This is a genomic window from Pedosphaera parvula Ellin514, assembly GCF_000172555.1.
In the GTDB taxonomy this organism is placed as follows: domain Bacteria; phylum Verrucomicrobiota; class Verrucomicrobiia; order Limisphaerales; family Pedosphaeraceae; genus Pedosphaera.
In genome coordinates this window covers 1-23,897 of sequence record NZ_ABOX02000027.1, presented here as the reverse complement: position 1 = coordinate 23,897, position 23,897 = coordinate 1, and the positions used below count along the sequence as shown (strand labels likewise).

Annotated in this window: 18 protein-coding genes; 6 read left to right on the top strand and 12 right to left on the bottom strand. The window is 52.6% G+C overall.

The genetic code is table 11. The features are described from left to right. Window position 1 precedes the first annotated feature (1 nt). From CFLAV_RS19225 to pucL, 3 genes are all read left to right on the top strand, one after another. A complete protein-coding gene (locus CFLAV_RS19225) occupies window positions 2-1,540 on the top strand; it encodes an NCS1 family nucleobase:cation symporter-1 (RefSeq protein WP_007416470.1) in 1,539 nt (512 codons plus the stop codon). A gap of 68 nt (window positions 1,541-1,608) precedes the next feature. Continuing rightward, on the top strand, window positions 1,609-2,949 hold the full coding sequence (locus CFLAV_RS19220; protein ID WP_007416469.1) for an aspartate aminotransferase family protein: 1,341 nt from the start codon (window positions 1,609-1,611) through the stop codon (window positions 2,947-2,949). Window positions 2,950-2,953: 4 nt separating this feature from the next. Continuing rightward, window positions 2,954-3,793, top strand: coding sequence for a factor-independent urate hydroxylase (gene pucL, locus CFLAV_RS19215; protein WP_007416468.1), 840 nt, complete (start codon window positions 2,954-2,956; stop codon window positions 3,791-3,793). Between the two features lie 30 nt (window positions 3,794-3,823). On the opposite strand, the gene CFLAV_RS19210 is transcribed toward pucL, so the two are convergent. The 6 genes from CFLAV_RS19210 to CFLAV_RS19185 form a co-directional block, all read right to left on the bottom strand. Next, the gene (locus CFLAV_RS19210; RefSeq protein ID WP_007416467.1) at window positions 3,824-5,095 is read right to left on the bottom strand and encodes a hybrid sensor histidine kinase/response regulator; all 1,272 of its coding nucleotides are present in this window, start codon (window positions 5,093-5,095) and stop codon (window positions 3,824-3,826) included. After that, window positions 5,061-6,272, bottom strand: a complete 1,212-nt coding sequence (locus CFLAV_RS19205) for an OmpP1/FadL family transporter (protein WP_007416466.1) — start codon at window positions 6,270-6,272, stop codon at window positions 5,061-5,063. The genes CFLAV_RS19210 and CFLAV_RS19205 overlap by 35 nt, the downstream gene beginning before the upstream one ends. Before the next feature lie 96 nt (window positions 6,273-6,368). Continuing rightward, entirely contained in the window at window positions 6,369-8,399 is a 2,031-nt protein-coding gene (locus CFLAV_RS19200) for an ATP-binding protein (protein ID WP_007416465.1), read from the bottom strand. Beyond that, entirely contained in the window at window positions 8,396-10,588 is a 2,193-nt protein-coding gene (locus tag CFLAV_RS19195; RefSeq protein WP_007416464.1) for a sensor histidine kinase, read from the bottom strand. The genes CFLAV_RS19200 and CFLAV_RS19195 overlap by 4 nt, the downstream gene beginning before the upstream one ends. Window positions 10,589-10,591: 3 nt before the next feature. After that, window positions 10,592-11,863, bottom strand: coding sequence for a beta-ketoacyl-[acyl-carrier-protein] synthase family protein (locus tag CFLAV_RS19190; protein WP_237712420.1), 1,272 nt, complete (start codon window positions 11,861-11,863; stop codon window positions 10,592-10,594). Beyond that, window positions 11,845-12,417, bottom strand: coding sequence for a methyltransferase family protein (locus CFLAV_RS19185; RefSeq protein ID WP_150107500.1), 573 nt, complete (start codon window positions 12,415-12,417; stop codon window positions 11,845-11,847). Before CFLAV_RS19185 ends, CFLAV_RS19190 begins: the two co-directional genes overlap by 19 nt. A 239-nt stretch (window positions 12,418-12,656) precedes the next feature. Here CFLAV_RS19185 and CFLAV_RS19180 point away from each other — a divergent pair, with 239 nt between their 5' ends. Together CFLAV_RS19180 and CFLAV_RS19175 are read left to right on the top strand one after the other, a co-directional pair. Then, window positions 12,657-14,531 (top strand): bifunctional homocysteine S-methyltransferase/methylenetetrahydrofolate reductase, encoded by a 1,875-nt coding sequence (locus tag CFLAV_RS19180; protein WP_007416461.1) that lies wholly within the window; start codon window positions 12,657-12,659, stop codon window positions 14,529-14,531. A gap of 25 nt (window positions 14,532-14,556) precedes the next feature. Then, the gene (locus CFLAV_RS19175; protein ID WP_007416460.1) at window positions 14,557-15,534 is read left to right on the top strand and encodes a metallophosphoesterase; all 978 of its coding nucleotides are present in this window, start codon (window positions 14,557-14,559) and stop codon (window positions 15,532-15,534) included. 37 nt (window positions 15,535-15,571) lie between these two features. Here CFLAV_RS19175 and CFLAV_RS19170 read toward each other — a convergent pair whose 3' ends face one another. Continuing rightward, the gene (locus tag CFLAV_RS19170; RefSeq protein WP_007416459.1) at window positions 15,572-17,764 is read right to left on the bottom strand and encodes an LPS-assembly protein LptD; all 2,193 of its coding nucleotides are present in this window, start codon (window positions 17,762-17,764) and stop codon (window positions 15,572-15,574) included. 583 nt (window positions 17,765-18,347) lie between these two features. Here CFLAV_RS19170 and hemB point away from each other — a divergent pair. Further along, window positions 18,348-19,355 (top strand): porphobilinogen synthase, encoded by a 1,008-nt coding sequence (hemB, locus tag CFLAV_RS19160; protein WP_007416457.1) that lies wholly within the window; start codon window positions 18,348-18,350, stop codon window positions 19,353-19,355. A gap of 16 nt (window positions 19,356-19,371) precedes the next feature. Here the strand turns inward: hemB and CFLAV_RS32705 are convergent, their stop codons facing one another. The 5 genes from CFLAV_RS32705 to CFLAV_RS19135 form a co-directional block, all read right to left on the bottom strand. Continuing rightward, window positions 19,372-19,914 carry an FHA domain-containing protein gene (locus CFLAV_RS32705; RefSeq protein ID WP_007416456.1) on the bottom strand — a complete coding sequence of 181 codons (543 nt, stop codon included), beginning with the start codon at window positions 19,912-19,914 and terminating at the stop codon, window positions 19,372-19,374. 72 nt (window positions 19,915-19,986) lie between these two features. After that, window positions 19,987-21,150 carry a glutamine-hydrolyzing carbamoyl-phosphate synthase small subunit gene (gene carA / locus CFLAV_RS19150; protein WP_007416455.1) on the bottom strand — a complete coding sequence of 388 codons (1,164 nt, stop codon included), beginning with the start codon at window positions 21,148-21,150 and terminating at the stop codon, window positions 19,987-19,989. A 102-nt stretch (window positions 21,151-21,252) separates the two neighbouring features. Continuing rightward, entirely contained in the window at window positions 21,253-21,699 is a 447-nt protein-coding gene (locus CFLAV_RS19145; protein ID WP_007416454.1) for a thioredoxin family protein, read from the bottom strand. A gap of 30 nt (window positions 21,700-21,729) precedes the next feature. Beyond that, window positions 21,730-22,197 (bottom strand): thioredoxin family protein, encoded by a 468-nt coding sequence (locus tag CFLAV_RS19140; RefSeq protein WP_007416453.1) that lies wholly within the window; start codon window positions 22,195-22,197, stop codon window positions 21,730-21,732. Between the two features lie 65 nt (window positions 22,198-22,262). Further along, entirely contained in the window at window positions 22,263-23,681 is a 1,419-nt protein-coding gene (locus CFLAV_RS19135; RefSeq protein ID WP_007416452.1) for a dihydroorotase, read from the bottom strand. Window positions 23,682-23,897: the final 216 nt, after the last annotated feature.

Below are 23,897 nucleotides of genomic sequence, written 5' to 3'. Positions count from 1 at the left end.
TATGCCCGCTTTACCCGAGCAAGCATCGACACCCGATGAGCTGATCGCCATCGAAGGCAGCCACCTCTACAGCCCCGACCTCGCGCCCGTGCCACCCGAGCGGCGTAAATGGGGCATGTGGAATTTCGCCGCGCTCTGGATTTCCATGGCCGCCTGCATTCCCACTTACATGCTTGCCTCCTCGCTCATCGATGGCGGCATGAACTGGTGGCAGGCGATTCTCACCATCTTCCTTGCGAACCTCATCGTCCTCATTCCAATGATTCTGAATGCCCACGCCGGAACGCGCTACGGCATTCCCTTCCCCGTGTTTTGTCGCGCCTCCTTTGGCACGCACGGAGCCAACGTCCCCGCTCTCCTTCGCGCTCTCGTCGCCTGCGGTTGGTTTGGCATCCAGGCATGGATTGGTGGCAATGCCATCTTCAAAATCCTGGCCGTCTTTGTCCCCTCGCTCGCCGCCACTCCTGCCCAAAATGCCTTTGGCATCACCTTCCCGCAGTTCCTCTGCTTCATGCTTTTTTGGGGCATCAACATGTGGGTCATCTACAAGGGCATCGATTCCATTCGCCTGCTGCTCAGCTTCAAAGCTCCTCTCCTCATCGTGCTCGGCCTCCTGCTGCTCGGCTGGGCCTACAGCGCCGCGGGCGGTTTCGGCCCCATGCTTTCCCAACCTTCCGCCTTCGATCCCGGCCAACCGAAAGATGGCCAATTTTGGAAATATTTCGTCCCCGCGCTCACTGGCATGATCGGCTTCTGGGCGACTCTTTCGCTCAACATCCCCGATTTCTCCCGTTACGCCAAATCCCAGCGCGATCAAGTTCTCGGCCAAACCATCGGCCTGCCACCTACCATGGCGCTCTACGCATTCATCGGCGTCGCCGTCACCTCTGCCACCACCATCATCTTCAAGAAAACCATCTGGGACCCGGTCGATGTTCTCACTCACTTTACCAATCCCTTCGTGCTGATCATTGCCATGCTCGCACTCTGCATCGCCACTCTGGCGACCAACCTCGCCGCCAATGTCGTCAGCCCGGCCAACGACTTTGCAAATCTGGCTCCCAAATTTATTTCATTCCGAACGGGCGGTCTCATCACCGGAATCATCGGAGTGCTGATCATGCCCTGGAAACTTCTGGCCAATCCTTCCGGTTACATTTTTACCTGGCTGGTCGGCTACAGCGCTCTGCTCGGCCCCATCGGTGGCATCATGATTGCCGACTATTTTCTCATCCGCAAATGCAAGCTCAGCCTCGTGGATCTCTATAAACCAGATGGCGAGTATCGCTACACCAAAGGCTTCAGCCTGGTGGGTTTGTTCGCCTTGATTGTTAGCATCCTGCCCAACGTCCCCGGCTTTCTGGCCACAATCAACGTAATCCCCAAGGACAAGCTCCCTCCCTTTCTCATGACGATTTACAGTTATGCCTGGTTTGTCGGCTTCCTCATTGCCTTCCTGCTCTATTCCATTTTGCGAAGTCTCGCTCCGGCGATGAAGCCTTTGGCCGGCATCAAACCATCCACCCCCGCTTTGCCGTAACACATCTCAACTTGACTTACGCCACCACTCTAGCAGTCTAAACTCATACTATTGTAAATGATGATCCTATGAAGACACCGACATTGCCTCTATTCAACTATACTCCGAAGCCTTATACCGGTCCTTCCGCCGAAGAAGTGCTCCGTCTCCGCAAGGAATTTCTCAGCCCCGCTCTCTTTCTTTACTACAAGAAGCCGGTCATGTTCGTGGAAGGCAAAGGCCAATACATTTTTGACGAAAAAGGCCGCCGCTATCTCGATGGTCTCGGTGGCATCGTCACCATCAGCGTGGGCCACTGCCATCCCCATGTGTTGGAAGCCGTAAACAAACAAAACGCCACGCTCCAGCACAGCACCACTATTTATCTTCATCCAAACATCGCCGAGTTCGGCCAGAAGCTCGCCTCCAAGATGCCTGGCGACCTCAAGGTCTGCTATTTCGTCAACTCCGGTTCCGAAGCCAACGACCTCGCAATGCTCATGGCCCGCGCTTATACCGGCAACTACGACATGATTGCCTTGCGCAATTCCTACCATGGCGGCAACGCCTCCGGCATGGCGGCGACCTCCCATAGCACCTGGAAATTCAACGTCCCCCATAGCTTCGGCGTCCATCATGCCATGGCCCCCGATCCCTATCGTGGACCTTACGGCCGCAACGATCCCGATGCCGGGAAGAAATATGCCGCAGACGTGAAAAACCTCATCGACTTCGGCACCTCCGGTCAGATCGCCGGTTTCATCGCTGAATCCATTCAAGGCGTTGGTGGCGTTATCGTCTTCCCGGACGGCTACCTGAAGCATGCTTACGAGCACGCCCGCGCTGCTGGTGGCGTCTGCATCGCTGACGAAGTCCAGGCCGGCTTCGCCCGCACCGGAACACACTACTGGGGCTTTGAAACTCAAGGCGTCATTCCCGACATCGTCACCATGGCCAAAGGCATCGGCAACGGCTGTCCCCTCGCCGCCGTCGTCACCACGCCTCAAATCGCCAGCGTCCTCGCCAAGCGCATTCATTTTAATACCTTCGGCGGCAACCCCGTTGTCTGCGCTCAGGGCAAGGCCGTCATGGAAGTTATCGAAAAGGAAAATCTCCAGGCCAACGCCCTCAACATGGGCAGCTACGTCCTCGCCGGTCTCGAACGCCTCAAGGAAAAACACAACATTATCGGCGACGTCCGCGGCAAGGGATTGATGCTCGGCATCGAACTCGTCAAGGACCGCACCACCAAGGAACCGGCCAAGTCTGAATGCGCCCAGATACTCGAAACCTGCAAAGACCTCGGCCTGCTGCTCGGCAAAGGCGGTCTCACTGGCAACATTATCCGTTTCGCTCCCCCGATGTGCATCAACAAGGGCGACGCTGATTTCATGCTCGAAGTCTTCGACGCCGCATTCTCCACGCTGTAAGCCAATGAAGTTGGCCCATCAACAATATGGCAAGGACCGTGTGCGCGTAATGAAAGTTACGCGCAACGGTTCAGAACATACCGTCAAGGAAGTCGACGTCTCGGTGGCTCTGGAAGGTGATTTCGTCAGCTCCTACACCAGCGGTGACAACAGTACAGTCGTGCCCACGGACACGATGAAAAATACCGTCAACGCCCTCGCCAAACAACATCTCGGTGGCGAGACCGAACGCTTCGGCATCGCCCTTGGTGAACACTTCCTCAAGCATTACAGCCAAATTCAAAAGGTCACACTCCACCTGAGCGAGCGCATGTGGAAACGCCTGAGCATCGATGGCAAACCCCATCCGCACGCCTTCTCCGGCAATTCCGAGGCCTGCCCGTTTGCCCATGTCACCTGTAACCGCGACAAGATATTGGTCGAATCCGGCATAAAGGATTTGCTTATCCTTAAATCGACAGAGTCAGGCTTCGAGGGTTATCCCAAATGCGAGTACACCACCCTGCCTGAAACCAAGGATCGCATCATGGCCACGAGTCTTGAGGCCAGCTGGACTTTTCAAAAATCGCCAAAACTTTATGGCGAAGCCAATCGGAAGATTTTAAATGAGATGCTTGCCATCTTTGCGAACAACTACAGCCCCTCCGTCCAGACTACCCTCTACCAAATGGCCGAAGCTGCGTTGAAAGCTGTTCCCGAAATCTCCCGGGTAACTCTGAAAATGCCAAACAAGCATTACCTGCTCATCAATTTAAAACCGTTTGGATTGGAGAATAACAACGAGGTGTTCGTACCCACGGAAGAACCACACGGTCAGATAGAAGCCACGGTCACCCGGGATTAATTCCGTCAGCGCCCTACCGTCTGAAGAAGGTTATTGTGCCACCGGCAGGTAAACGGTAAACGTCGTTCCCTCGCCAACCTTTGTTTTGACGTGAAGCGCAGCCTTCGCCTCTTTGATGAGCCGTTGCACCACGTTCAAACCCAGCCCCGTTCCCTGTGAAGCGGATTTCGTCGTGAAGTAAGGATCAAAAATTTTGGGAAGGACATCTCCACAAATCCCGGGGCCAGTGTCCTTCACTGCAATAGCCAATAGTGGACCGACATTTTTGAAACCCTCGCGGTTGAGAAAACGTTCCTCGCCATTGTCCTCAAACCTGGAAAGATCCACCGCATTGGGAAGAAACCGGCCGTCAATCACCACGGAATGCTTTTGCGGCGAGCATTGGAAACCGTTTACCGCCAAATTCAACAGGATTTGAATTAGATCGGTGCCGTTGATCTTTACTGTCACATCGTCGCTCAACCGATCAATTACGAATTCATTGTCTCTTACATAGGGATGCACCCTAAGCAACTCATGAAGGTCAGCCAGGATGTGGTTGACTCCCACGGGAGGATTCTCATCCGAATTCTGCCGTAGAAAGCTCAAATACCGGCGGGAAATTTCGATACAGTTGGTGACCTGACGCGTAATGGTTTTGAGACGATCCTTCAAGAAATCCAAATCTTCTCCTTCGAGTTTCGGACTGCTCCCGATCCGCTGATTCATCAATTGAATGAATCCGGAGATGACCGTCAATGGACCATTGATATCATGAATGATGCTGGCATAAATTTCCCCCCTCGTGCGGGTGATTTCCTCCACCATCTTTTGATTCTGCAATTCCTTTTGCAGTTCGTTCAGTTGCTGACCATTGTTTCGGATCTCTTCACCGAGCGATCGACGCTCCATCGCATTGGACACGGCCTTGCGCATCGTGGAAATGTCGAATGGCTTGTTCAGATAGTCGCACGCACCCAATCGCAAAGCCAGGCGCAATGTATCCACAGTTTCATAGGCCGTGAGCATGATCACTTCAATTCCCGGATCAATGCTCTTCAAATGTTCCAGCAACTCCACCCCGGACATTCCAACCATTCGGATGTCAGTGATGGCTACATCAATTCTATTCTGCTTGGCCAACTCGATGGCGCGGACACCGTCATTGGCCATCAGGAGATTGTATTCGTCCTTGAAGACTACTCGTAAGGACTGACGCGGCCCTTCCTCGTCATCGACGATGAGCAACGTCCGCTTCTGTGCTGCCGCGCCAAAGGTTGGCTGCGGCTTAGAAATGGTAGCCGAGTGAGACGAGGAGTGCATGGCTTATGTATTCGTATTTACCATCTGCGCTTTGACCAAACGGAAATGATGGCGCACTACCAGTTACAGTTCGAGTAGGGCCATAGGCAAATTGATAAGACGCATCCCAACTGAACTTCGAGTACGTCTTTCCTACCCCGATACTGAAGACATGTCTATCTGAATCGGGGATTGCCGGGCTAAATGTAGCCGTCGGCACGGAGTTCTCGCTGAAGATATAACCACCGCTTACGCGCCAGCCTTCACCGAAATAACGGGTGGCGCCAAATTCATAGAACCAGCTTGATGCCCAATTGAAAACCAACGGCAATGTTCCAGAGAATTGCTGCTGCAGATTGACCGTCTGCAAGCGGTTCCAATCCGTCCAGTCGGCATCGAACTCAAGATTCCAGTCCGGCGTTGGCCGATAGGAAAGCCCAACCACCACATTTTGAGGAAACTTGAATTCTGCTCCTGCCGGTTGGGTGAACGACGGCACAAAAGGCTCTCCCCCGGCCGTGCTGGAGGTTCCATGGAAGCCCATCGTGGTCTGACTGCGATAGCTCGCACCGAAGGATAGTTCTTCAATCGGCTTCCACATTGCCCCGGCGGTGAAACCCGGGGTCACATCGTCACCTCTAAAGCGAAACTCGTTTCCCGGGAAAGGGAGAAATCCGCGACGCAAGTCCACGTTGCCGTAATTGATCGTCGGGCCGGCCGCAATGGAAAACGAATCACAAACCTTCCAGGACAAAACCGGGTTGATGCTGAAATAGGTAAGATCTCCGCGAGTCGCCAAAGTGCGGAACGAGGTATTGTCAGGCCATTCCAAGCCCAATCCATAGGGCGAGTACACCCCCAAGCCCAACGTCAACGGAGTATCCTTTAAATGGGCACTATAGTAAATTTGCGGAACAGCCTGAAATTTGTCCTTGGTATCAAACGATCCGGTCGGACCGCTATATTTGTCCTTAAGGTAGATGCCATAAAATCCCGCGCGGACATTTTGATCCTCCAATTGGGAAATTCCTGCCGGGTTGTAATAAATGGCCGAGGGATTATCTGCCGTTGCTACGAACGCGTTACCACGGGAACTTGCGAATGCATCCTGATCGGGAATACGAATACCCAGTCCAAACACCATGCCTGGAGAAGCAACTGCTGCTGCGGACACCAACAAAGCCGATTTCAATTTCATAGTCTAAGGGTCAACTTCTGGCTGTTTAATGTTAATCTCAGTAATCAGCCCGTATCTCAAGCAGAATTATTGCCAATCTGCAATTCAACCCCTTTTTCACTGCAAAGCATGGTGCGGAACCTCGGCAGAAACCAATGGCAGCGAGATGGTCACCGTCCCCGATTGTCCTTCCCTTGGCCGGGCAATTTCAATCTTACCCTGATGTGTCTCGATGATCTTCCGGCTCACGGTCAGGCCTAAACCCAGACCCACATTCCGGGTGGTGAAGAAAGGTTCTGATCCTTTTTGCGAAGCTTCAGGTGTAAAACCTGTCCCCGTATCCTGCACTTCGATATGCACCCAGCGACCACCCTTGGCATCATCATCTGCGCGAGTGCTCACCTTTACTTTCGGTGCTGGCGTGTTTGCCTGCAGTGCGTTCAACATGACTTCGGCCAGGGCATGTTTCAACCCTGCGCGATCGCCTGCCAACAAAAGGGGCTGGCCACCGGTTTCATACTGCAGGAACACCGGTTGTTCTCCATGATGTTTTTGGGCTTCACGAAAAGCCTCTTCAATCAGCTTGGAAACCGGAATCGGTTCCCCCGACGGTGAACGGTCCTGAGCCAGGAAAAGCATCTGCTGTCCCAGGCGGGCAATACGTTTTACTCCATCCGCCAAAGCTGCCTCAAGTGAATCCCTGAATTCCGGGTCCTTATATTGCTGGGCGAAAAGCTGCTGATGAGTTGAAAGTGGCACGACTGCGTTGCCGACCTCGTGGGCCAAACGCTCCGCCATCTTTTTAACCATGCGCAGGTTGGCTGCCTCCACCTCCACTTTTTGCAACCGCTCGTTATGAGTGACATCATCCACCAGCAAAAGCACGGCGCTCGGCACGCCCTGACTTTGCTTTTGGAAGGGTGAAATCGTGATCCTGTAGATGGTATCCCCTCCATGGGGCGGACGATATTTGAATGGTGCAATCGCCAATCCGGTATTGAGCGCTTCAAAAACCTTGCTTCCCAACACCTGTGGCAGATCGCTGAATTCCATTGCCCCCTTCCGGCCTGGTGCCGTGAAGTAATCACGTGCCATTTTGTTCGCGTGCTGCACGGTCAGATCGCGCCCAATGACCACGCAACCGGAACTCAACTGACGCAGGATGTCACCCATCATTTCATGATTGGTGGCCACCTGGTCGTGCAACCAGATGTTCTTGATGGCCATCCCTAATCCTTCGAGCATGTAAAACACCAGGGTCAGCTCCTCATTGGTCAGCGGCTCGCCCGTCACACGGCGATCGAAAAACGCCACCCCCATCAGCATTTCACGATCTAAAATAGGTAAAGCGACCTCGGAGCCCAGCAACTCAAACTCCTTGCGCATTTCCGGATCATCATGCACTGCATCGGTGTCGCGTCTTAAAATCCGCCCTTCCCGGGCAATGTGGCCACCGACACCGGAGTTAAGGGAAAGGGCAAAGTGCTGCAACAATTCCTGCTGCAAGCCGATGGTGCAGGCTGAACGCAATCGGCGCGCGTCATCCAGGTCCTTCGCCTGCGAAAGCATTTCCGGAGACGGAACCAGGAAAATGGCAGCACGATTCACCGCCACGGTTTCACGCAGCAAAAGCAGGAATTGTTTGAGAATCGATTCCGTGGACAGGCTGTGCGGCAACAATGCCGAGAAGCTGCGCAACACTTCCAGGGTTTTCTGCGAAGGACGATTACCCTCTGCTGGTTTTGCTTCAATAACCGACCGTAGCGAAGGTTTTTCCGCCGTCCGGGTTTCGACTGGGAGGAATCGATCCAACAATGAATTCAACAACTTGGCACGTACCGGCTTGGTGAGAATATGACCCACTCCCAGCAGATAGGCCTCTTCTTCCCACTCCCATTGCGTTGCATTCGCATAAACCAAAATGGGAGCAGCCGGCAACCAGCGGCGCACGGTTTCGATGGTGCGGATGGGGCGGATGGTCGTTAGTTCCGCATCGAGGATGCACCCGTCCACTCTGCCCTGGCTGACCAGCACGTCGCCCGCGCGTAATTCGGCCTGGTACACCACACGGTACCGACCTGCGTCCACAACGGCGCGAATGGCTTCGGCCAGTCCCTGAGTATCCGCTAAAACGAGCAATGTTTTCATGCTACACCCACCTGCGCCTGGGCAGGATTATACTTTCCATTATTACCCCTGCGACTGGGCAGATCCACCTGCACAGTTGTTCCCTTTTTCTCTTCGCTGACAATGTTCAAATTGCCACCGTGTAAATTCATGATCTTGCGCGCTATGGCCAGACCAAGCCCAAACCCGCGGCGTTCATCCCCGACGTTCTTCGTGCTGAAATAAGGTTGAAACACTCGCTTCAGGTTTTCCGCACTGATGCCGTCACCGGAATCAATAATCTCCAGGCGATACCATTCCCGGCTGAATTCAGTCCTCGGCAGCTTCAACAACCGGATATTGATGGCCGAGCCTCGCGGCGAGGCGTCGATGGCATTCGAAATCAGATTCCCCATCATGCGTTGGATCAACACCTCATCCATTTCAGCATGACATCCGGTTAATCCTTGAATGTTCAATTCCACACCCTTGCGCTGAGCTGCGGGTTCCATCAATTCCACCGCCGCACGGATGGTTTCATCGAGCCGGCTGGATTGAACCTGCAAGGAATGTGTATTGGAAAAGAACAGGGCTTCCTTCACATAGGAGCGAACCGTTTCCACATTGCGCAGCGCAACCGGTAAAAGGTCGTCAATGACATCCTGGTCGGGAGTGCCGCCGCTGAACAATTGCAGGAAGGTTTGTGCCGGCGTGAGCAGGTTATTCAGGTCGTGAGCCAATCCCCGGGACATGCGCCCGAGCAGTTCCTGCTCCTGTGCCATATGAATCTGATTCTTAAGACGCACCTGATTCAGAATCAAACTCAAGTTCTGAACCAACTCAGTCATCAAACGAAGATCTTGCTGGGTATAAGGCTCTCCACTCTCCTTGGGGCCGATAAGCAGCAGGCCGAAGGGATCATCTGCTGTAAACAAAGCAAAGCAAAATTCCGGGTCAAACTGCTTTAACTGTTTGCGCGCGCCCCGTTCCAGTTCGCTTTCTCCAGGCATCGCATAGGCAATCTTGCACGCCAGGTAATCAGGTTTGACAGTGGTAAAAAGCTGGAATATCGGGGTGTCCAATTGCAGATCCGGCAGGGGAACCCGCAGTCGCGCCGGATACGAATGGAACAAAGAAAATCCATGCGTGCTCTCGTCCAGCAGAATGATTTGATAGCTTTGCACTCGCATGGTCTTGACGAGCAACTGCCGCAGTTCGTCCAGCACCATTTTGGGCTCGGGATTGTTGCGCATCGTGCGAATCAGAGCCTGCACCGTGTCGTGGTACTCAAATCGGTCCCCAAGAATGCGCCGTTCCAGAGCTTCCTCCCCTCTTCCGAAGAATCTCGGAAATAGGATTGATGCCACAATCGCCGTGACCAGCAGCACTCCCAAGGCTCCAAAGAAGGAAAAATTGTTGAATCGCTCGGGAGCAGCCCGAGTGAGCAGGAACAACAACACGAACCCCAAAAGCATCATGAAGCTGACACGAACCACCTGCGCAGCAAACCGGCTCATGACCAGGTGGATGTCCAGCAACTTATGTTGCAATACGCTGTAAGCAATGATGAAGACATAGAACACCGCCGCTACATTGCCGAACGGGTACACCTTGTGTTCATTAAACGGGAATGGGTAGCGATCGATTCTCAGGATTGGCAGAAGATCATTGGTACCAAAGACAATCAAAATTCCCAAAGCCAACATCAACGACCTCAACCGCGCACGATGCAGTTGCGGCAATGTGCGTTGCTTATAATAGAGCATGAGCATCGTCGAACTCGTCGAAATGGCGTATAGCCCCAGGAACACAAAGAAAAATGGACCGGCTATGGAATAATAGGCATGCACTCCATTTGCATAATCCAGTTTATGCACTCCCTGAATGAAGTAGTGGCTGCTAAACAGGCTGAACGCGAGCAGAAAGTGCAATGCATAAAACAAATACAACAAGGGGCCTATGGAAATACGGGCGATCAGGAGACAAAGATGCAAATTGGTCACGGGCAGGAAAATAACGCCAAATTGCAGGAAATGAGCCCAATAGAGTGCCGCCGCCTGGTCCTCAACTTTGAACAAATAATAGGCCCCAAGGTTCCAGATGGTGACCGACATTCCCCACATGAAATACACGCGATTCAGCACCGAACGCAGATCACGGCTAAGCACAAAGAAGGTCAACGCCAGGTTGGCGATAACAGCGAACAATGCAGCTAGCTGGGGAAAATTCATCGTTTACGGTGAATAGGCCTTCAAAACCAGACAAGCGTTTTTACCGCCAAATCCGGCATTCAAATTAACGGCCACCTTCACTGGATATGGGCGCGAATGGTTGGCCACATAATCCAGATCGCACCCATCAGCCGGGTCGTTCAGATTAATGGTTGGCGGCAACTCTTGATGCTTCAAAGCCAGCGCGCAGACCGCTGTCTCAATGGCTCCAGCGGCGCCCATCAAGTGTCCTGTGATTGCCTTTGTGGAACTGATGGCGAGCCGACGGGAATGCTCATGGAAAACGTGCTTGATCGCTTTCGTCTCAATGGGATCGTTCGACTGCGTCGCGGTACCGTGCGCATTGATGTAACTCACTTCGGAAGGATGAATGCGCGCCTTGCGCAAAGCTTTCTCCATTGCACGGCGAAACCCAATTCCCTCGGGATGAGTGTTGGTGGAGTGATAAGCCTCGCAACTGCGGCCATGACCGATCACTTCTGCATAAATTTTCGCGCCTCGCACCAGTGCGTGGGACAATTCCTCCAACACCAGAAAGACCGCGCCTTCACCCAGTACAAAACCGTCTCGCGAACGATCAAAAGAACGCATGGCCCTCTGCGGATTGTCACTGTGGCGTGTCATCACGTCGAGCAGACAGAACCCGCCATACATTGGTTCTGCCATGGTATCATCAGTTGCCCCGGCCACCATCACATCAACTTCATCATCCTGAATCATTTTCAGGCCGTAACCCACCGCGTCATTGCCCGAGGCACAACCTGAGCAGTAGGTAATCGCATGCCCTTTGATCCCCAATTCCAGGGCGATTCGACTGCTTCCTTCGCCGCAATACGCATTAATCACCGTGAAGGGGCTCAGTCCACGATACCCCTTTTTCAGATAAGTCTGCTGCCCCTCGAACATGCTCTCCATGCCGCTAACCGTCGTGCCTTCCACCACCCCGGTCCGGTCCGGGTCGATGCTGGTGAAGTCAACTCCTGAATCCTGAACTGCCATATAGGCTGCCGCAATGGAATACTGCGTCACCACGTCACAACGACGGGCCGTCTTGGAATCCATGTAAAGTGTGGGATCAAAATCCTTGACCTCAGCCGCCAATTTGTTCGGCATTTTGTTGGTATCGAAGCGTGAAACAAACCCGGCAGCGCTGATGCCGCGACGGATGTTATTCCAAAAAGTCTCGACACTATGACCACTCGGGGTCATGAAACCCATTCCGGTAATGACAACGCGGCGAGGAGGAATGTCGTAGCTCATTTGGTGCTGGGCCATTTATAAGGAAAGATTGCCGGCGTTTCCTGCTGATAGTCCTTATAGGTCGGACCAAACTTTTCGATAAGTGCGGATTCTTCCAATTTCAGCCGCATCAATAATGCCGGAATAAAGAGCAGAGTCACCGCCATCATGGTCCAGTAGGCATTAAAAATAAATCCGCCGGATAAGAGTTCCAAAATCATCGAAAAATAAGTCGGATGACGGACAAAGCGGAACGGCCCGGATCGCACAAACTGATGATTGTCCCGAATTTCCACATGCAGGCTCCAGAACTTACCCAAAGCCGCAATCGCTCTTCGCCGCAAGGCAAATGAGAAAAATGCACAAAGCCAACCCGCAACAAAGGTTGGCCAGAACAATTGCGAGTGCCGTATCAAAAATTCCACCAAACCGCCTGCCACCATCACCGTTCCGGCAAGCACAAAAAGTCTGAATGTCAAATTTTCCTTAACCGGCCCACGAATCGTATCACGTTTGGTTCGTAATTCGATGATTCGTGCCGTGTAGATGAGGAAAACAGAGGCTATGGGTATAAAAATCTCAGGTTTCATAATCCAAACCGTCATCGCATCATAGGATATTCATTATTTCAGCCGCAATCTCTATATTCCAGACAACAAGAAGCCAGCGTCACAATCGCTTGTGGCTGGAAACAACCGTAAGTCTCGTTCTGCTAATGCTTTCTAAATGTTTTTCTTCCCTGCGATAAGCAATTTTTAATCCATTTTCACTCTTGCAAAACGCTTTCACTTAAGTTTTAGTACATATCAACGAATCAGGATATGATTATATGTCTAACTTTCTAAACCGACTGAACCAAGGTGTTCTCTTGGGAGACGGGGCGATCGGCACGCTTCTCTATCAGCGCGGCCAGCCGCTAAACGCTTCCTATGATGCCCTCAACCTGCAGCATCCGGAGATTGTCAGCCAACTTCATCGCGATTACCTGGACGCCGGCGCGCACTTGATCGAAACCAATACGTTCGGAGCCAATCGAATTAAGCTGGAAAAATTCGGACTGGCTCAAAAAACGGTGGATATAAATAAGCACGGTGCGCAGTTGGCGCTCGAAGTCGCTTGCGGGCGCGGAGCCTTCGTGGCCGGATCGGTAGGTCCTCTGTCGGCGGATCCCTCCAGCCTATCGACTCAGACGAAGGACAGTGCCTATCGGGAACAGTTGGAAGCTCTGGTTTCAGAGGGCGTGGATGCCCTGTTCTTGGAAACGTTTAATCGCCTGGATGAATTGGCCTTCGTCTTGCGCATTGCCAGGTCTCTCGGAAATACTCCGATCATTGCCTCCTTAAGTTTCGGAGATGATGGCCATACTGCCGATGGACTGCGGATCAACGAAGCATTCTCACGCTTGAAAGAAGCAGGAGCTGATGTGGTGGGGCTGAACTGTCATTTCGGACCGACCATCGCCGAGAAACTTCTGGAGGAACTCATCGTCCGTCCCGGCGATTTGATCAGTATCTATCCAAATGCAGGGCGTCCCTATTTTTACGAAGGACGATACATCTACCATTCCACTCCTTCTTACTTCGCGGACTTTGCCCCCAAATTGATTGCCCAGGGAGCACGACTCATTGGGGGATGCTGCGGCACGACTCCGGAAACCATTGCCGCAATGGCCAGGGTTTTGCCGGGTTTGAAGCCGGTGGAAAGCAAACAGGGACTGATTGTTCCCCCTTCGCGGATCAGCCCGTCTTTAAAACCAGCTGCACCACGCACCAAAAGCCTCTTGGAACTCAGTCGCGAGAAGCCGATCATCGTCACCGAACTGGATCCGCCCAAAAGCCTTAGCCTGGATAAGCTGCTTGAAGGCGCTCAAGCGTTGAAGCAAGCGGGAACTGATTTTGTCACGCTGGCCGATAATTCCCTCGCCATCCTGCGCGTCTCGAACATGGCCGCTGGTTTTCTGGTGAAGGAGAAAACAGGCGCCGAGCCGCTCATCCATCTCGCTTGTCGTGATAAAAACCTGATCGGTTTGCAATCCGAATTAATGGGGTTGCACGCCCTGGGCATCGATCACGTGCTCGCTCTTACAGGCGATCCAGCCAAGGTCGGCGATCATCAGGAAGCCACCAGCGTCTACGATGTGAATTCGGTCGGCCTTATCCGTATGATCAAGCGCTTGAACGAGGGGTTTGCGGCCAATGGGCGTGACTTGAAAACCAAAACCCAATTTGTCATCGGTTGCGCGTTCAATCCTAACGCACGAAACCTCGATTCACAGGTTCGTAAGCTGGAGGACAAACTTGAAGCCGGTGCCCAGTTCGTCATGACTCAACCGATCTTTGATCCGGTGCTCGCCAAGGTGACCCATGAGAAAACCAAAGGTTTGGGAGTGCCTGTGCTGGTCGGCGTCATGCCTTTGTTGAATTCTCGCAACGCTGAATTTTTGCACAACGAAGTGCCGGGGATTATCATTCCGGAAATGACCCGGGACCGGCTGCGAGGCAAGGAGGGGGCTCAGGCAAACGCAGAGGGATTGGCCATTTCCCGGGAACTATGTGATGCCGTGCTTGATTGCTTCAACGGCATCTATCTGATCACGCCGCTCATGCGCTATGACCTTACCGTCGAACTCAGCCGGTATGTCCGGGAGCATGTGCGCCGGCCGAAGGTTCCGCTTCGTCATTTCGATAACATTTCGGTTGATTGACCGGTGATTTCGCGGATGATGCGGCATGGCTCGCAAATATCGAATCGCCATCGTAAGCGATATTCATTACGCCAGTGCTGCCGAACAGGCACGGGGTGATGATTACGAATTTCGCGATTTGAAAAATCCTTTTGTCCGCTGGTTCGTGAGGTTCTACCGATATTTCATCTGGCTGCGATATCCACTCAGGCAGAATCATCTTTTGGACGAATTCTTAAGCGGTGTCGGCAGTCCTGACTACGTAATTGCCAATGGCGATTTCTCCTGTAACTCCGCCTTTGTAGGCGTCAGCGACGATGCTGCCTGTCAGAGCGCCAGTGAGTGCCTGGAGAAGTTGCGTCAGAAATTCTCACCAAACTTCCAAGCCACCTTCGGAGATCATGAACTTGGTAAAATGAGCTTTTTCGGAATGCGTGGGGGAATGCGCCTGGCAAGTTTCAACCGGGCTCAAAAGGAACTGGGATTGCAGCCTTTGTGGCGGATTGAACTGGGTAATTATGTCCTCCTCGGCGTTGTCTCCTCGCTGGTGGGACTGCCCGTATTTGAAGCCGATACATTGCCGGCGGAAAGACCCGAATGGCACCGGCTGCGTGAGCAACACTTGCGCGAGATCACCCAGGCCTTCGGCAGCGTAAAGCCTGAACAGAAAATTCTTTTTTTCTGCCATGATCCCACCGCACTACCATTCCTATACCGCGATGAAACAGTGCGTGGCAAAATTCCTCAGATTGAGCACACCATCATTGGCCATCTTCATTCCCCCCTTGTGCTATGGAAAAGCCAGCTGCTCTCCGGCATGCCACCCATTCGCTTCCTCGGCCATACCGCCAAACGATTGAGCACCGCCGTGAGCCAGGGCCGTTACTGGAAGCCATTCAAAATAATTCTTTGCCCTTCATTGTCAGGGATCGAATTGCTTAAGGACGGTGGCTACTACACGGTTGATCTGGATTCAGAAGCCCGCGAGCCTGCGCGCTTTACCTTCCACCGCCTGCCAAGGTAACTGGCTTGTTCGAAAGCCGGCCGCCTAAACCACTCAATTAATAACCCACGAGCGTGGAAGCATTGGCCGTATCCTGACCCAGCCTGAATCGCGGCATCGCTTTGATTGAAAAACTTACAGCAATCGTGTAATCAGTGGCTCCAGGATTGTTGTCACGAACACGGAGGGTAAGAGCTGCCGTCCAGCTTCGCAAATCACGGTAAAGGGTATAATATTGCTCCTGCATCGTCCCGGTTTGAGCCTCAAAATGATGCGATACCCGCGCGCCCCAATTCTCGTTGAACCGATAGAAAAAGGCGCTCGTAAACAAATTGTGACCCTCGCCAAAGAGCGGACCCTGACGCAGGTAAAAATATCCACCTGCCCAACTCCACCTGTCATTGGGTTGGATGACAATACTTTGCTGGGCTACCTGGAAATTGGCACCTTGCGGGTCGAACCTTGTGAATGAGGACAAGGTTAGCCAGCTGCGTGGTTTTAGTGAAAGATCAGAGAAGATATCGGAAAAAGTCGTCTGCCCGCTGCTCGGCTTCAACCGCCAGTCCGTGTAGATGGCCCAATTGAGCAGATCATCGATCTTGCCATCACGTTTTGTTTGCAACCGGTTCCGCAATCCCCAGCGGATGACATTCTCACTGTCAATCGAATCGATCGCGTTGAATTCAGGAAATTCAATTGGCAATAGCCGCAGGCTGTTTGTCAGCACGTAATCAAACTGCGGCAACTGGGACGGGGCGACGCTGGGCGACGGCACGTAAACATAGTTCATGGATGGCTCCACGATATGTCGCAACCCATCCATGTCCAGGAAGTGGTTACGAACACCGGGCCAGACTTGCGATGCTTTTGTCGAAAGCTCGGCGCCTGTGTTGAAAACAGTGCGATATTGTTCGTCGGTGGTTGCACCCGGCCCGCTGGCTTCGCTGTAATAAGTGAAGCGCCCGCCTACCCGCGGCGTGAGGTTAAGCCAGCCAAAGAAATTTTCCGGCATCGTGATCTGATGATATGTATCCGCGCGCGCAGCTGCGTAGTTCGTGCTGAAGGTATTTGTGTCTGAAAATAATCTCTGGAAATATCCCGCCGAACTCTCGCTCTCGTAATAGAGAGGAGTATCAAGAATTTGTTGTCGAAATCCGGTAAGGCGGACATCCGGCAATCGTTCCACCGTCTCAAAAAAACCATTCACCCGAGGCTGGACTAACCCATCCAAACTCCAGTTCTGCCAAAGCTGGTTCACCTCAACGAACGTGTTCGGTTCAACGTTTCTTAAATATTCACTTTCGAAGAAGTCGCGGATAACATATTGGTCGCTCTGGTAGGCTACCTGCGAGTTGACTTCCAGATTCGTGCGCAGACTGCCGGTGTATGAAAAATAGAAACGTTGACGGTCGTTGGGGATTGGCTGGTTGTTCTGGTTAACTCCCGGATTGTCATCATGCGTATAATAGTACCTCATCATCCCATCACCATATTCGCCCAAATGAAGATTGAAATCGGGGCCGGCACCAAACCCGCGCTTCTCGCGCCAGTCCGCATGGATGGAACCGCTCAGTTTATCGTCGTAAAACCAGTTGTAACTGCTAAGCAAGTAAGGTCCGAAGGTGCTGCGATACCCGGGCACATAAGAGAAATTGTTTTGATGCTCACCTAACCCTCGCTTGTAGTAAGGAAAGAAAAATACTGGCACATTCCCCACGTAGAGCGTCGCCTGGCGCGCTTCAAAATACTTTCCGGGAACAATCTTCAACGTCTTCGCACGAATTTTTTCGCGTGGATGCTCATAATCATCTGCCGTTATCACGGTGTTGGTCGCGATGTATGCCTGATTGGTCGGGTCACGATGCAAACCTTGACCTTCGGCAAAGAATGGATATCTCCCTGTGCGAAACCGATTGGAATCCATTTCGCCGGTTAAAAAATTGTAATGCACATGCTCACCGGTCCAGGTTTGGTCATCCTTTTGCACTCGCACCGATCCCTCCGCAAAGACATCCCCGGTCACCTGATTTATCGTTGCTCTTTGGGCGGTCATGACAGTTTGACCGTAGGTTACGATGAAAGCATTGGTGATCGTGGCGATGTTAGACGAAAAATCAAATTCCACCAGGTTGTTGGTCTCGGAACCGAGGGGATGAATCTCAATTGGAACTGGCTCTTCCGCTGCCTGCGCGCCACATAAAAATGCCACCCATAGCAGGAAAAATAAAAAAGGTGTGCGCAGTTTTGTCATTAAGCGCCGAAAGCTAATCAAATCGCCCCCGCCGTGCCAAGCTGGATTATTCCACACACGCACATGTCAGATCATCCGCCGGTGAACGTTTAGGCCCAGCCTACTGGGGCTCGAAAAGCAAGTCCATCCCGCCTTGGCACGTGAATTGCAATAGATCCTGACAGGTCATGGCCCGCAAAGCTAAAATTACAAGATTCGTAAAGGAAGTCCGCGTTCCGGAGAAGGCTCCCGTTCGACGGCAGGCTTCCAAACCAGCGGGACTCTACCTGCTGGAATTACGATCTCACGTGGCTAAAGCTCAATCCTCCAAGGGTAGAAAGCTGATTTCAATCGAATTGAAAGAGGGCTTGGCGAGTAAAGCCAGGACAGGAAAGGTCACGAAATTGTAGAACTCTCTTTCAGATGCCTCTCCCTTCCGATTACCAACCTTAAACGAGGCACTGCTGGCTTATAATGGGGCACAGCCTTCACCTGCCTTATCGAGACTTCAACCTCATTATGGTGGACGACTCCATCAGTTCTGCGCCACTGAAAACAGTAACTTTGGTCTTTGCAGTTCAAGGTTTGAATTTAGAATAGGTGTATGAATTTGAATTGCATGGGACAATTCCCCGAATATCGTCCCCGCCGCCTGCGTCAGTTTCCGGCTTTGCGCCGCATGATCAGCGAAACTCGCCTGAGTGCGGATCAGTTGGTGCTCCCTTTGTTCGCCCGCGCTGGCAGGAAACTGCGCAAGCCGATCAATGCCATGCCAGGCGTGTTTCAGCTTTCACTCGATGAGCTCCTGCGTGAAGCCACGCAGGCTTTCGAAGCTGGAGTTCCCGCAGTCTTGCTCTTCGGCATTCCTGAAAAAAAGGATGCCAAAGCCTCCGGCGCGTACGCCTCGAATGGCATCGTTCAACAAGCAGTTCGCCTCCTGAAAAAGGAACTTCCCGAGTTACTAATCATTACCGACGTTTGCCTTTGTGAATATATGGCGCACGGTCACTGTGGAATTGTGCATCACTCGAAAAACCGCACGCGCATCCTAAATGATCCAACCTTGAAACTGCTGGCCCGCTCGGCTGCCAGCCACGCCGAAGCAGGGGCCGACATCATCGCCCCCAGCGATATGATGGACGGACGCATTCAAGCCATTCGCACGGAACTCGACAGACTCGGCTTTGATGAGACTCCGATCATGTCCTACGCCGCCAAATTTGCCTCCGCCTTCTACGGCCCCTTCCGCGAAGCAGCCGAGTCCGCCCCCCAATTCGGAGACCGCCGCAGTTATCAAATGGACGCGGGCAACACCAACGAAGCCCTCCGCGAAGTCGCCCTGGACATCCAGGAAGGCGCCGACATGGTGATGGTGAAACCTGCCTTGGCCTACCTCGATATTCTACACCGGGTGAAAACCGAATTTGGATATCCAACCGCCGCTTACGCTGTCAGCGGGGAATATTCCATGATAAAAGCCGCCGCCGCCAATGGCTGGGTGGATGAAAAAGCAGTGACTCTCGAAAGTTTGCTCGCGATGCGGCGCGCCGGTGCCGATATCATTATTACCTACTCGGCAACTGACGCAGCCCGTTGGCTAAGGGAAAAATAAGGGCAGTGTGCTGCTGCTACTTTTTGCCAATGGAGAGCAGCACTACCAGCAGGATGCCAACGATGATGACGCCAAAGACTACGCCACCAATAACGAAATATTTATTGGTCTTGTTGTCCTTCTTGGAAAACCCGGTTTTGCCAGAGTCAAAACCAGTCTGACCACCCTGCTCCAGTTGCTCCATGCTGACCCCTTTGGGAACAACCATGGTGGAGTCAACCTTCTTCTTGGCCGCCGCCGCTGGGGCTGCAGCTGGAGTGACCACTCCAGTGCCATCATCCAAACGCAAGTCAACCTGCCCCAACCGCAAGGTTTGGCCGGGCTTTAGAACCGCTTCACCCGCGATCTGCTTGCCATTGATGAAAGTCCCATTGGTGGAATTCAGATCCACGACCACCACTTCATTCCCTTTTAAAAGAATTTCACAGTGGTGACTCGAGACCGATGGCTGCGCAATTTGGAAGGCGTTGTCCTCGACACGTCCGATGGTGGTCTTATCCACTTTCAAATCGAACGATTGTCCGGTCAGACCCTCACTGAGCACTACAAGTTTGGCCATAGCTGGTTGTGGAAATGATTATCTTCACTAACCGTTCGAAGTCAAACGGATTTATCTGGGTTGTATCAACATTTACCTGGACTTCTTCTCAATCAACGCACGAAACTCGGCAAATAAAGGCGTCGAATCATGCGGCCCCGGCGAGGCTTCAGGATGGTATTGCACGCAAAAAACTGGTTTCGTCTTATGCCTCATCCCCTCCACCGTTTCGTCATTCAAATTAATTCGATCTACGCTCACCTCTGATGGCAATGACTTTGGATCCACAGCAAAACCATGGTTCTGTGAGGTGATCTCGACCTTCCCGCTCTGCATGTCCTTCACCGGCTGATTCGCTCCCCGATGACCGAATTTCAGCTTGAAAGTCTTCCCGCCAAAAGCCTGGCCCAAAATCTGATGCCCAAGACAAATCCCGAAAATCGGAACTCCACTCTTCACCAAATCACTGGCTGCCTTGACTGCATAACCAAGGGCCGCCGGATCACCAGGGCCATTCGAAAGAAAAACTCCTGCTGGCTTATACTTTAGGGCCTCCTCGGCCGACGTTGTCGCCGGAACCACCTGCACCTTGAAACCCTGCTGGCGCAACCGGCGCAGAATATTGTATTTCATCCCGAAATCGTACGCCACAATCGGAATCTCCGCGGCCGGTAACGGATCACGCACATTTCTCGGCTCAGTTTTTCCGGCACCACGCGTCAAACTAAAACTCGCGCTCTGCTCATCCTTTGCATCCCAGAGAAACGGCTCCTTATGCGTGACTTCCTTCACATAATCAACCCCCACCAACCCCTGCCAATTCTTGGCCCGGGCAATGGCCTCCTCTTCGGAAATTCCTTCGGTGGAAATAAACCCATTCAATGCCCCGCGCACACGCAATTTCTTCGTCAACGCCCGCGTATCAATTCCCTGAATCCCCGGAATGCCATTCTTCTCCAAATATTCTGCCAACGACAAATCCGCCCGCCAATTGCTCACCACCGGCGACAGTTCGCGAATCACAAATCCCGCCACGTGCGGACGCCACGATTCCATGTCCTGAAGATTAATCCCGTAATTCCCAATCAACGGATACGTCATGGCCACAATCTGCCCTTTATAGGACGGATCGGTCAAAATTTCCTGATACCCTGTCATCGAGGTGTTGAAACAAACCTCGCCGCAGGCCGTGGCGCGCGCGCCAAAACCTTCTCCGTGAAACACTGAACCGTCTTCGAGGGCTAAAATCGCTTTCATTTCTTTCTTCTCTGCAACTAACGGGCGATGCTAAGTCCGCCACCGCTGGGGTCAAGTGTTAACCTCTCAAGTTTAAAAGCTTTTGACTCCCTCTGCATAAATTCATTTGTTTTTGCTTCTCAATTTCTCCAGCTTCGCGATGTAGGCCTGGGGTCCGCCTTCCACATATCCCAACTCTCCCACCTTTTTTCCCATGCTGTTAAATATGAAAATCGTGGGATACTCCGTTACCTTATACTTTTCCTGCAACGCCTCATTCTTTTTTACCAGATCTTCACTCAACTTCTTCTTTTCCGGAAAATCCAACAAAACCATCACCAGATTTTTCTGTGCATAATCGATAAACTCCGGTTTTGCGAACACCTCCTTCTCCATCAAAATGCACCTTGGACACCAATCGGACCCCGAAAACTCCAGCCACACAAGCTTGTGCTCCTGTTTGGCTTGAGCCTCCGCCTTTGGCAAATCTGTGGTCCAAACCAGTTCTTCCGCCGCCTTTATTTGCAGCACCGTTGTTAAAATTGCAAAAAATAATACCAGCTTTCTCATGTGACAATGACTTACAGTTACCAACTCGTTCTATTCCTTCTTCTTCTCCTTTTCCTGCAATTTCCGCAGTTGCTTCATGAAACCTTTCAGCGTCGTTTCCTCTCCCAATTTGCGATCCAACTCCTTCCCTTCACTGTTCAACAAAATCACGGTTGGAAACTCGTCCGCCTTGAACTTGTCTGACAGCGCCTGATTCGCCTTTTTTTGTTCCTGGGTCAGCTCCTTATGTTCCGGAAAATCCACCACCACCAAAACCAGATTCGAATTCGCGAATTTAATAAACTCATCCTTGCTAAAAACATTTTCGTGCAACTTCTGACAAGGTGGACACCAGTCCGACCCCGTAAAATCCATCAGAATCATCTTCTTATCTGTCAGCGCCTTGCTTTGAGCCTTGGAGAAGTCCGTCAACCACTCCGCTTCGGCGGCCCGCACCGGCACCGCCAATCCCATCGCCAACCAGAACACCGCCACAAATCCAAAAATAAACCGCTTCATAAGCTTCCTTCCTGGCAGGGATTTTTCCCCGCTCAAGGGTTGGACATTCTCCAACCCGCTTTTGTTCACTCGGTATATACCGGCCTTCCATTTACTATCGTCATGATTGGCTTCCCTTTCAACTTCCAGCCATAAAACGGGCTGTTCTTCGACTTACTCGCCGTCGCTTCCCTCTCAAACACCCACTCCGCATCCGGATCAAATACCGTCACATCCCCATCCGCCCCCAGGCTCAGTGTCCCCTTCTTCAAATTCAACAACCGCGCCGGCGCCACCGTGAACTTCTCAATAATCTGGCTCAACCCCAACCGCTTCGTGTGATAAAGCTGCATCAAACTCAACGCCAGTTCCGTTTCAAATCCCGTAATCCCAAACGGCGCATAATCGAACTCCACTTCCTTCTCGTAATCACAATGCGGCGCATGGTCGCTCCCCAAAACCTCCAATGTCCCATCCACCAATCCCTCCAAAATCGCCTCCCGATCCGCCACCGACCGCAACGGCGGGTTCATCTTGAAATTCGTATCGTAATTCGGCCACGTCGGCTTCACCGCCCCGTTCTCAAACCCAAAAATCCCCTTCCCATCCTCTTTCCAAAATTGCTCGCTTCCCGCAATCGCCGCGTCGGTCAGCACAAAATGATGCGGACACGCCTCGCCGGAAATCGGCACCCCGCGCTTCTTCGCCTCGCGTATTAACCGCACACTCCCCGCGCTGCTCAAATGCTGGCAATGCACCCGCGTCCCCGTCAATTCCGCCAACAAAATATTCCGCGCCACAATCATCTCCTCGCCCGATGCTGGCCACCCCTTCAAACCCAGCGCCGTGCTCCAATACCCCTCATGCATCACCCCATCCATCACCAACCCGTAATCCTGGCAATGATCCATCACCGTCAAATCGAACATCCCCGCATATTCCAGCGCGCGACGCATCATGTCGTTATTCTGCACGCAATGCCCGTCATCCGTGATCGCCACCACCCCCGCCGCCTTCAACGACCCAATCGACGCCAATTCCTCCCCCGCAATACCCTTCGTGATCGCCCCCGCCACGAACACATTCACCACCCCTTCGCGCGCCGCCTTCTCCCGAATCAACGCCACCGTCCCCGCATTATCAATCGAGGGCGAAGTATTCGGCATGCACACAATCGAAGTAAACCCTCCCTTCGCCGCCGACGCCGTCCCCGTCGCAATCGTCTCCTTCGCCGACTGTCCCGGCTCCCGCAAATGCACGTGCAAATCAATCAAGCCCGGGCACACCACCAATCCAGTGGCATCAAAATGCGGCACCGAACCCAAAACCGACTGGAACTCTCCGGCTTTCGTTTTCGCCTCCGCGCCAATCGCCGCCACCTTCCCCTCCAAAATCAACACATCCGCCACCTCATCCCGCTGATTCGCCGGATCAATCACCCGACCACCCGTCAGCAGAATCGAATTCCAATCCGCAAACTCTAAATCTTTATGCGCAGCAGCCATACGCCGACATTCAACCATTTATTCCACAGAATACAAGTTGCCTCATTTTCATCCCTGCGATCCCCGATTCCCTACGGTCGTTACTCATTCGAGTTTCCCATCTCAGTCACCCATCTCATTAACACCTAACTTCAGTTAGGTGTACCAGCTCCGCCAAACAACATCACTTTGCCGACAGGCGCGAGCCCAGCGAGCATCGCCCCCATCTTTCCATTC

Bases quoted from the DNA above. Each gene is read 5' to 3' on its own strand.
- CFLAV_RS19225 (WP_007416470.1), top strand. From the start codon at position 2: ATGCCCGCTTTACCCGAGCAAGCATCGACACCCGATGAGCTGATCGCC.
- CFLAV_RS19220 (WP_007416469.1), top strand. From the start codon at position 1,609: ATGAAGACACCGACATTGCCTCTATTCAACTATACTCCGAAGCCTTAT.
- pucL (WP_007416468.1), top strand. From the start codon at position 2,954: ATGAAGTTGGCCCATCAACAATATGGCAAGGACCGTGTGCGCGTAATG.
- CFLAV_RS19210 (WP_007416467.1), bottom strand. From the start codon at position 5,095: ATGCACTCCTCGTCTCACTCGGCTACCATTTCTAAGCCGCAGCCAACC.
- CFLAV_RS19205 (WP_007416466.1), bottom strand. From the start codon at position 6,272: ATGAAATTGAAATCGGCTTTGTTGGTGTCCGCAGCAGCAGTTGCTTCT.
- CFLAV_RS19200 (WP_007416465.1), bottom strand. From the start codon at position 8,399: ATGAAAACATTGCTCGTTTTAGCGGATACTCAGGGACTGGCCGAAGCC.
- CFLAV_RS19195 (WP_007416464.1), bottom strand. From the start codon at position 10,588: ATGAATTTTCCCCAGCTAGCTGCATTGTTCGCTGTTATCGCCAACCTG.
- CFLAV_RS19190 (WP_237712420.1), bottom strand. From the start codon at position 11,863: ATGGCCCAGCACCAAATGAGCTACGACATTCCTCCTCGCCGCGTTGTC.
- CFLAV_RS19185 (WP_150107500.1), bottom strand. From the start codon at position 12,417: ATGAAACCTGAGATTTTTATACCCATAGCCTCTGTTTTCCTCATCTAC.
- CFLAV_RS19180 (WP_007416461.1), top strand. From the start codon at position 12,657: ATGTCTAACTTTCTAAACCGACTGAACCAAGGTGTTCTCTTGGGAGAC.
- CFLAV_RS19175 (WP_007416460.1), top strand. From the start codon at position 14,557: ATGGCTCGCAAATATCGAATCGCCATCGTAAGCGATATTCATTACGCC.
- CFLAV_RS19170 (WP_007416459.1), bottom strand. From the start codon at position 17,764: ATGACAAAACTGCGCACACCTTTTTTATTTTTCCTGCTATGGGTGGCA.
- hemB (WP_007416457.1), top strand. From the start codon at position 18,348: ATGAATTTGAATTGCATGGGACAATTCCCCGAATATCGTCCCCGCCGC.
- CFLAV_RS32705 (WP_007416456.1), bottom strand. From the start codon at position 19,914: ATGGCCAAACTTGTAGTGCTCAGTGAGGGTCTGACCGGACAATCGTTC.
- carA (WP_007416455.1), bottom strand. From the start codon at position 21,150: ATGAAAGCGATTTTAGCCCTCGAAGACGGTTCAGTGTTTCACGGAGAA.
- CFLAV_RS19145 (WP_007416454.1), bottom strand. From the start codon at position 21,699: ATGAGAAAGCTGGTATTATTTTTTGCAATTTTAACAACGGTGCTGCAA.
- CFLAV_RS19140 (WP_007416453.1), bottom strand. From the start codon at position 22,197: ATGAAGCGGTTTATTTTTGGATTTGTGGCGGTGTTCTGGTTGGCGATG.
- CFLAV_RS19135 (WP_007416452.1), bottom strand. From the start codon at position 23,681: ATGGCTGCTGCGCATAAAGATTTAGAGTTTGCGGATTGGAATTCGATT.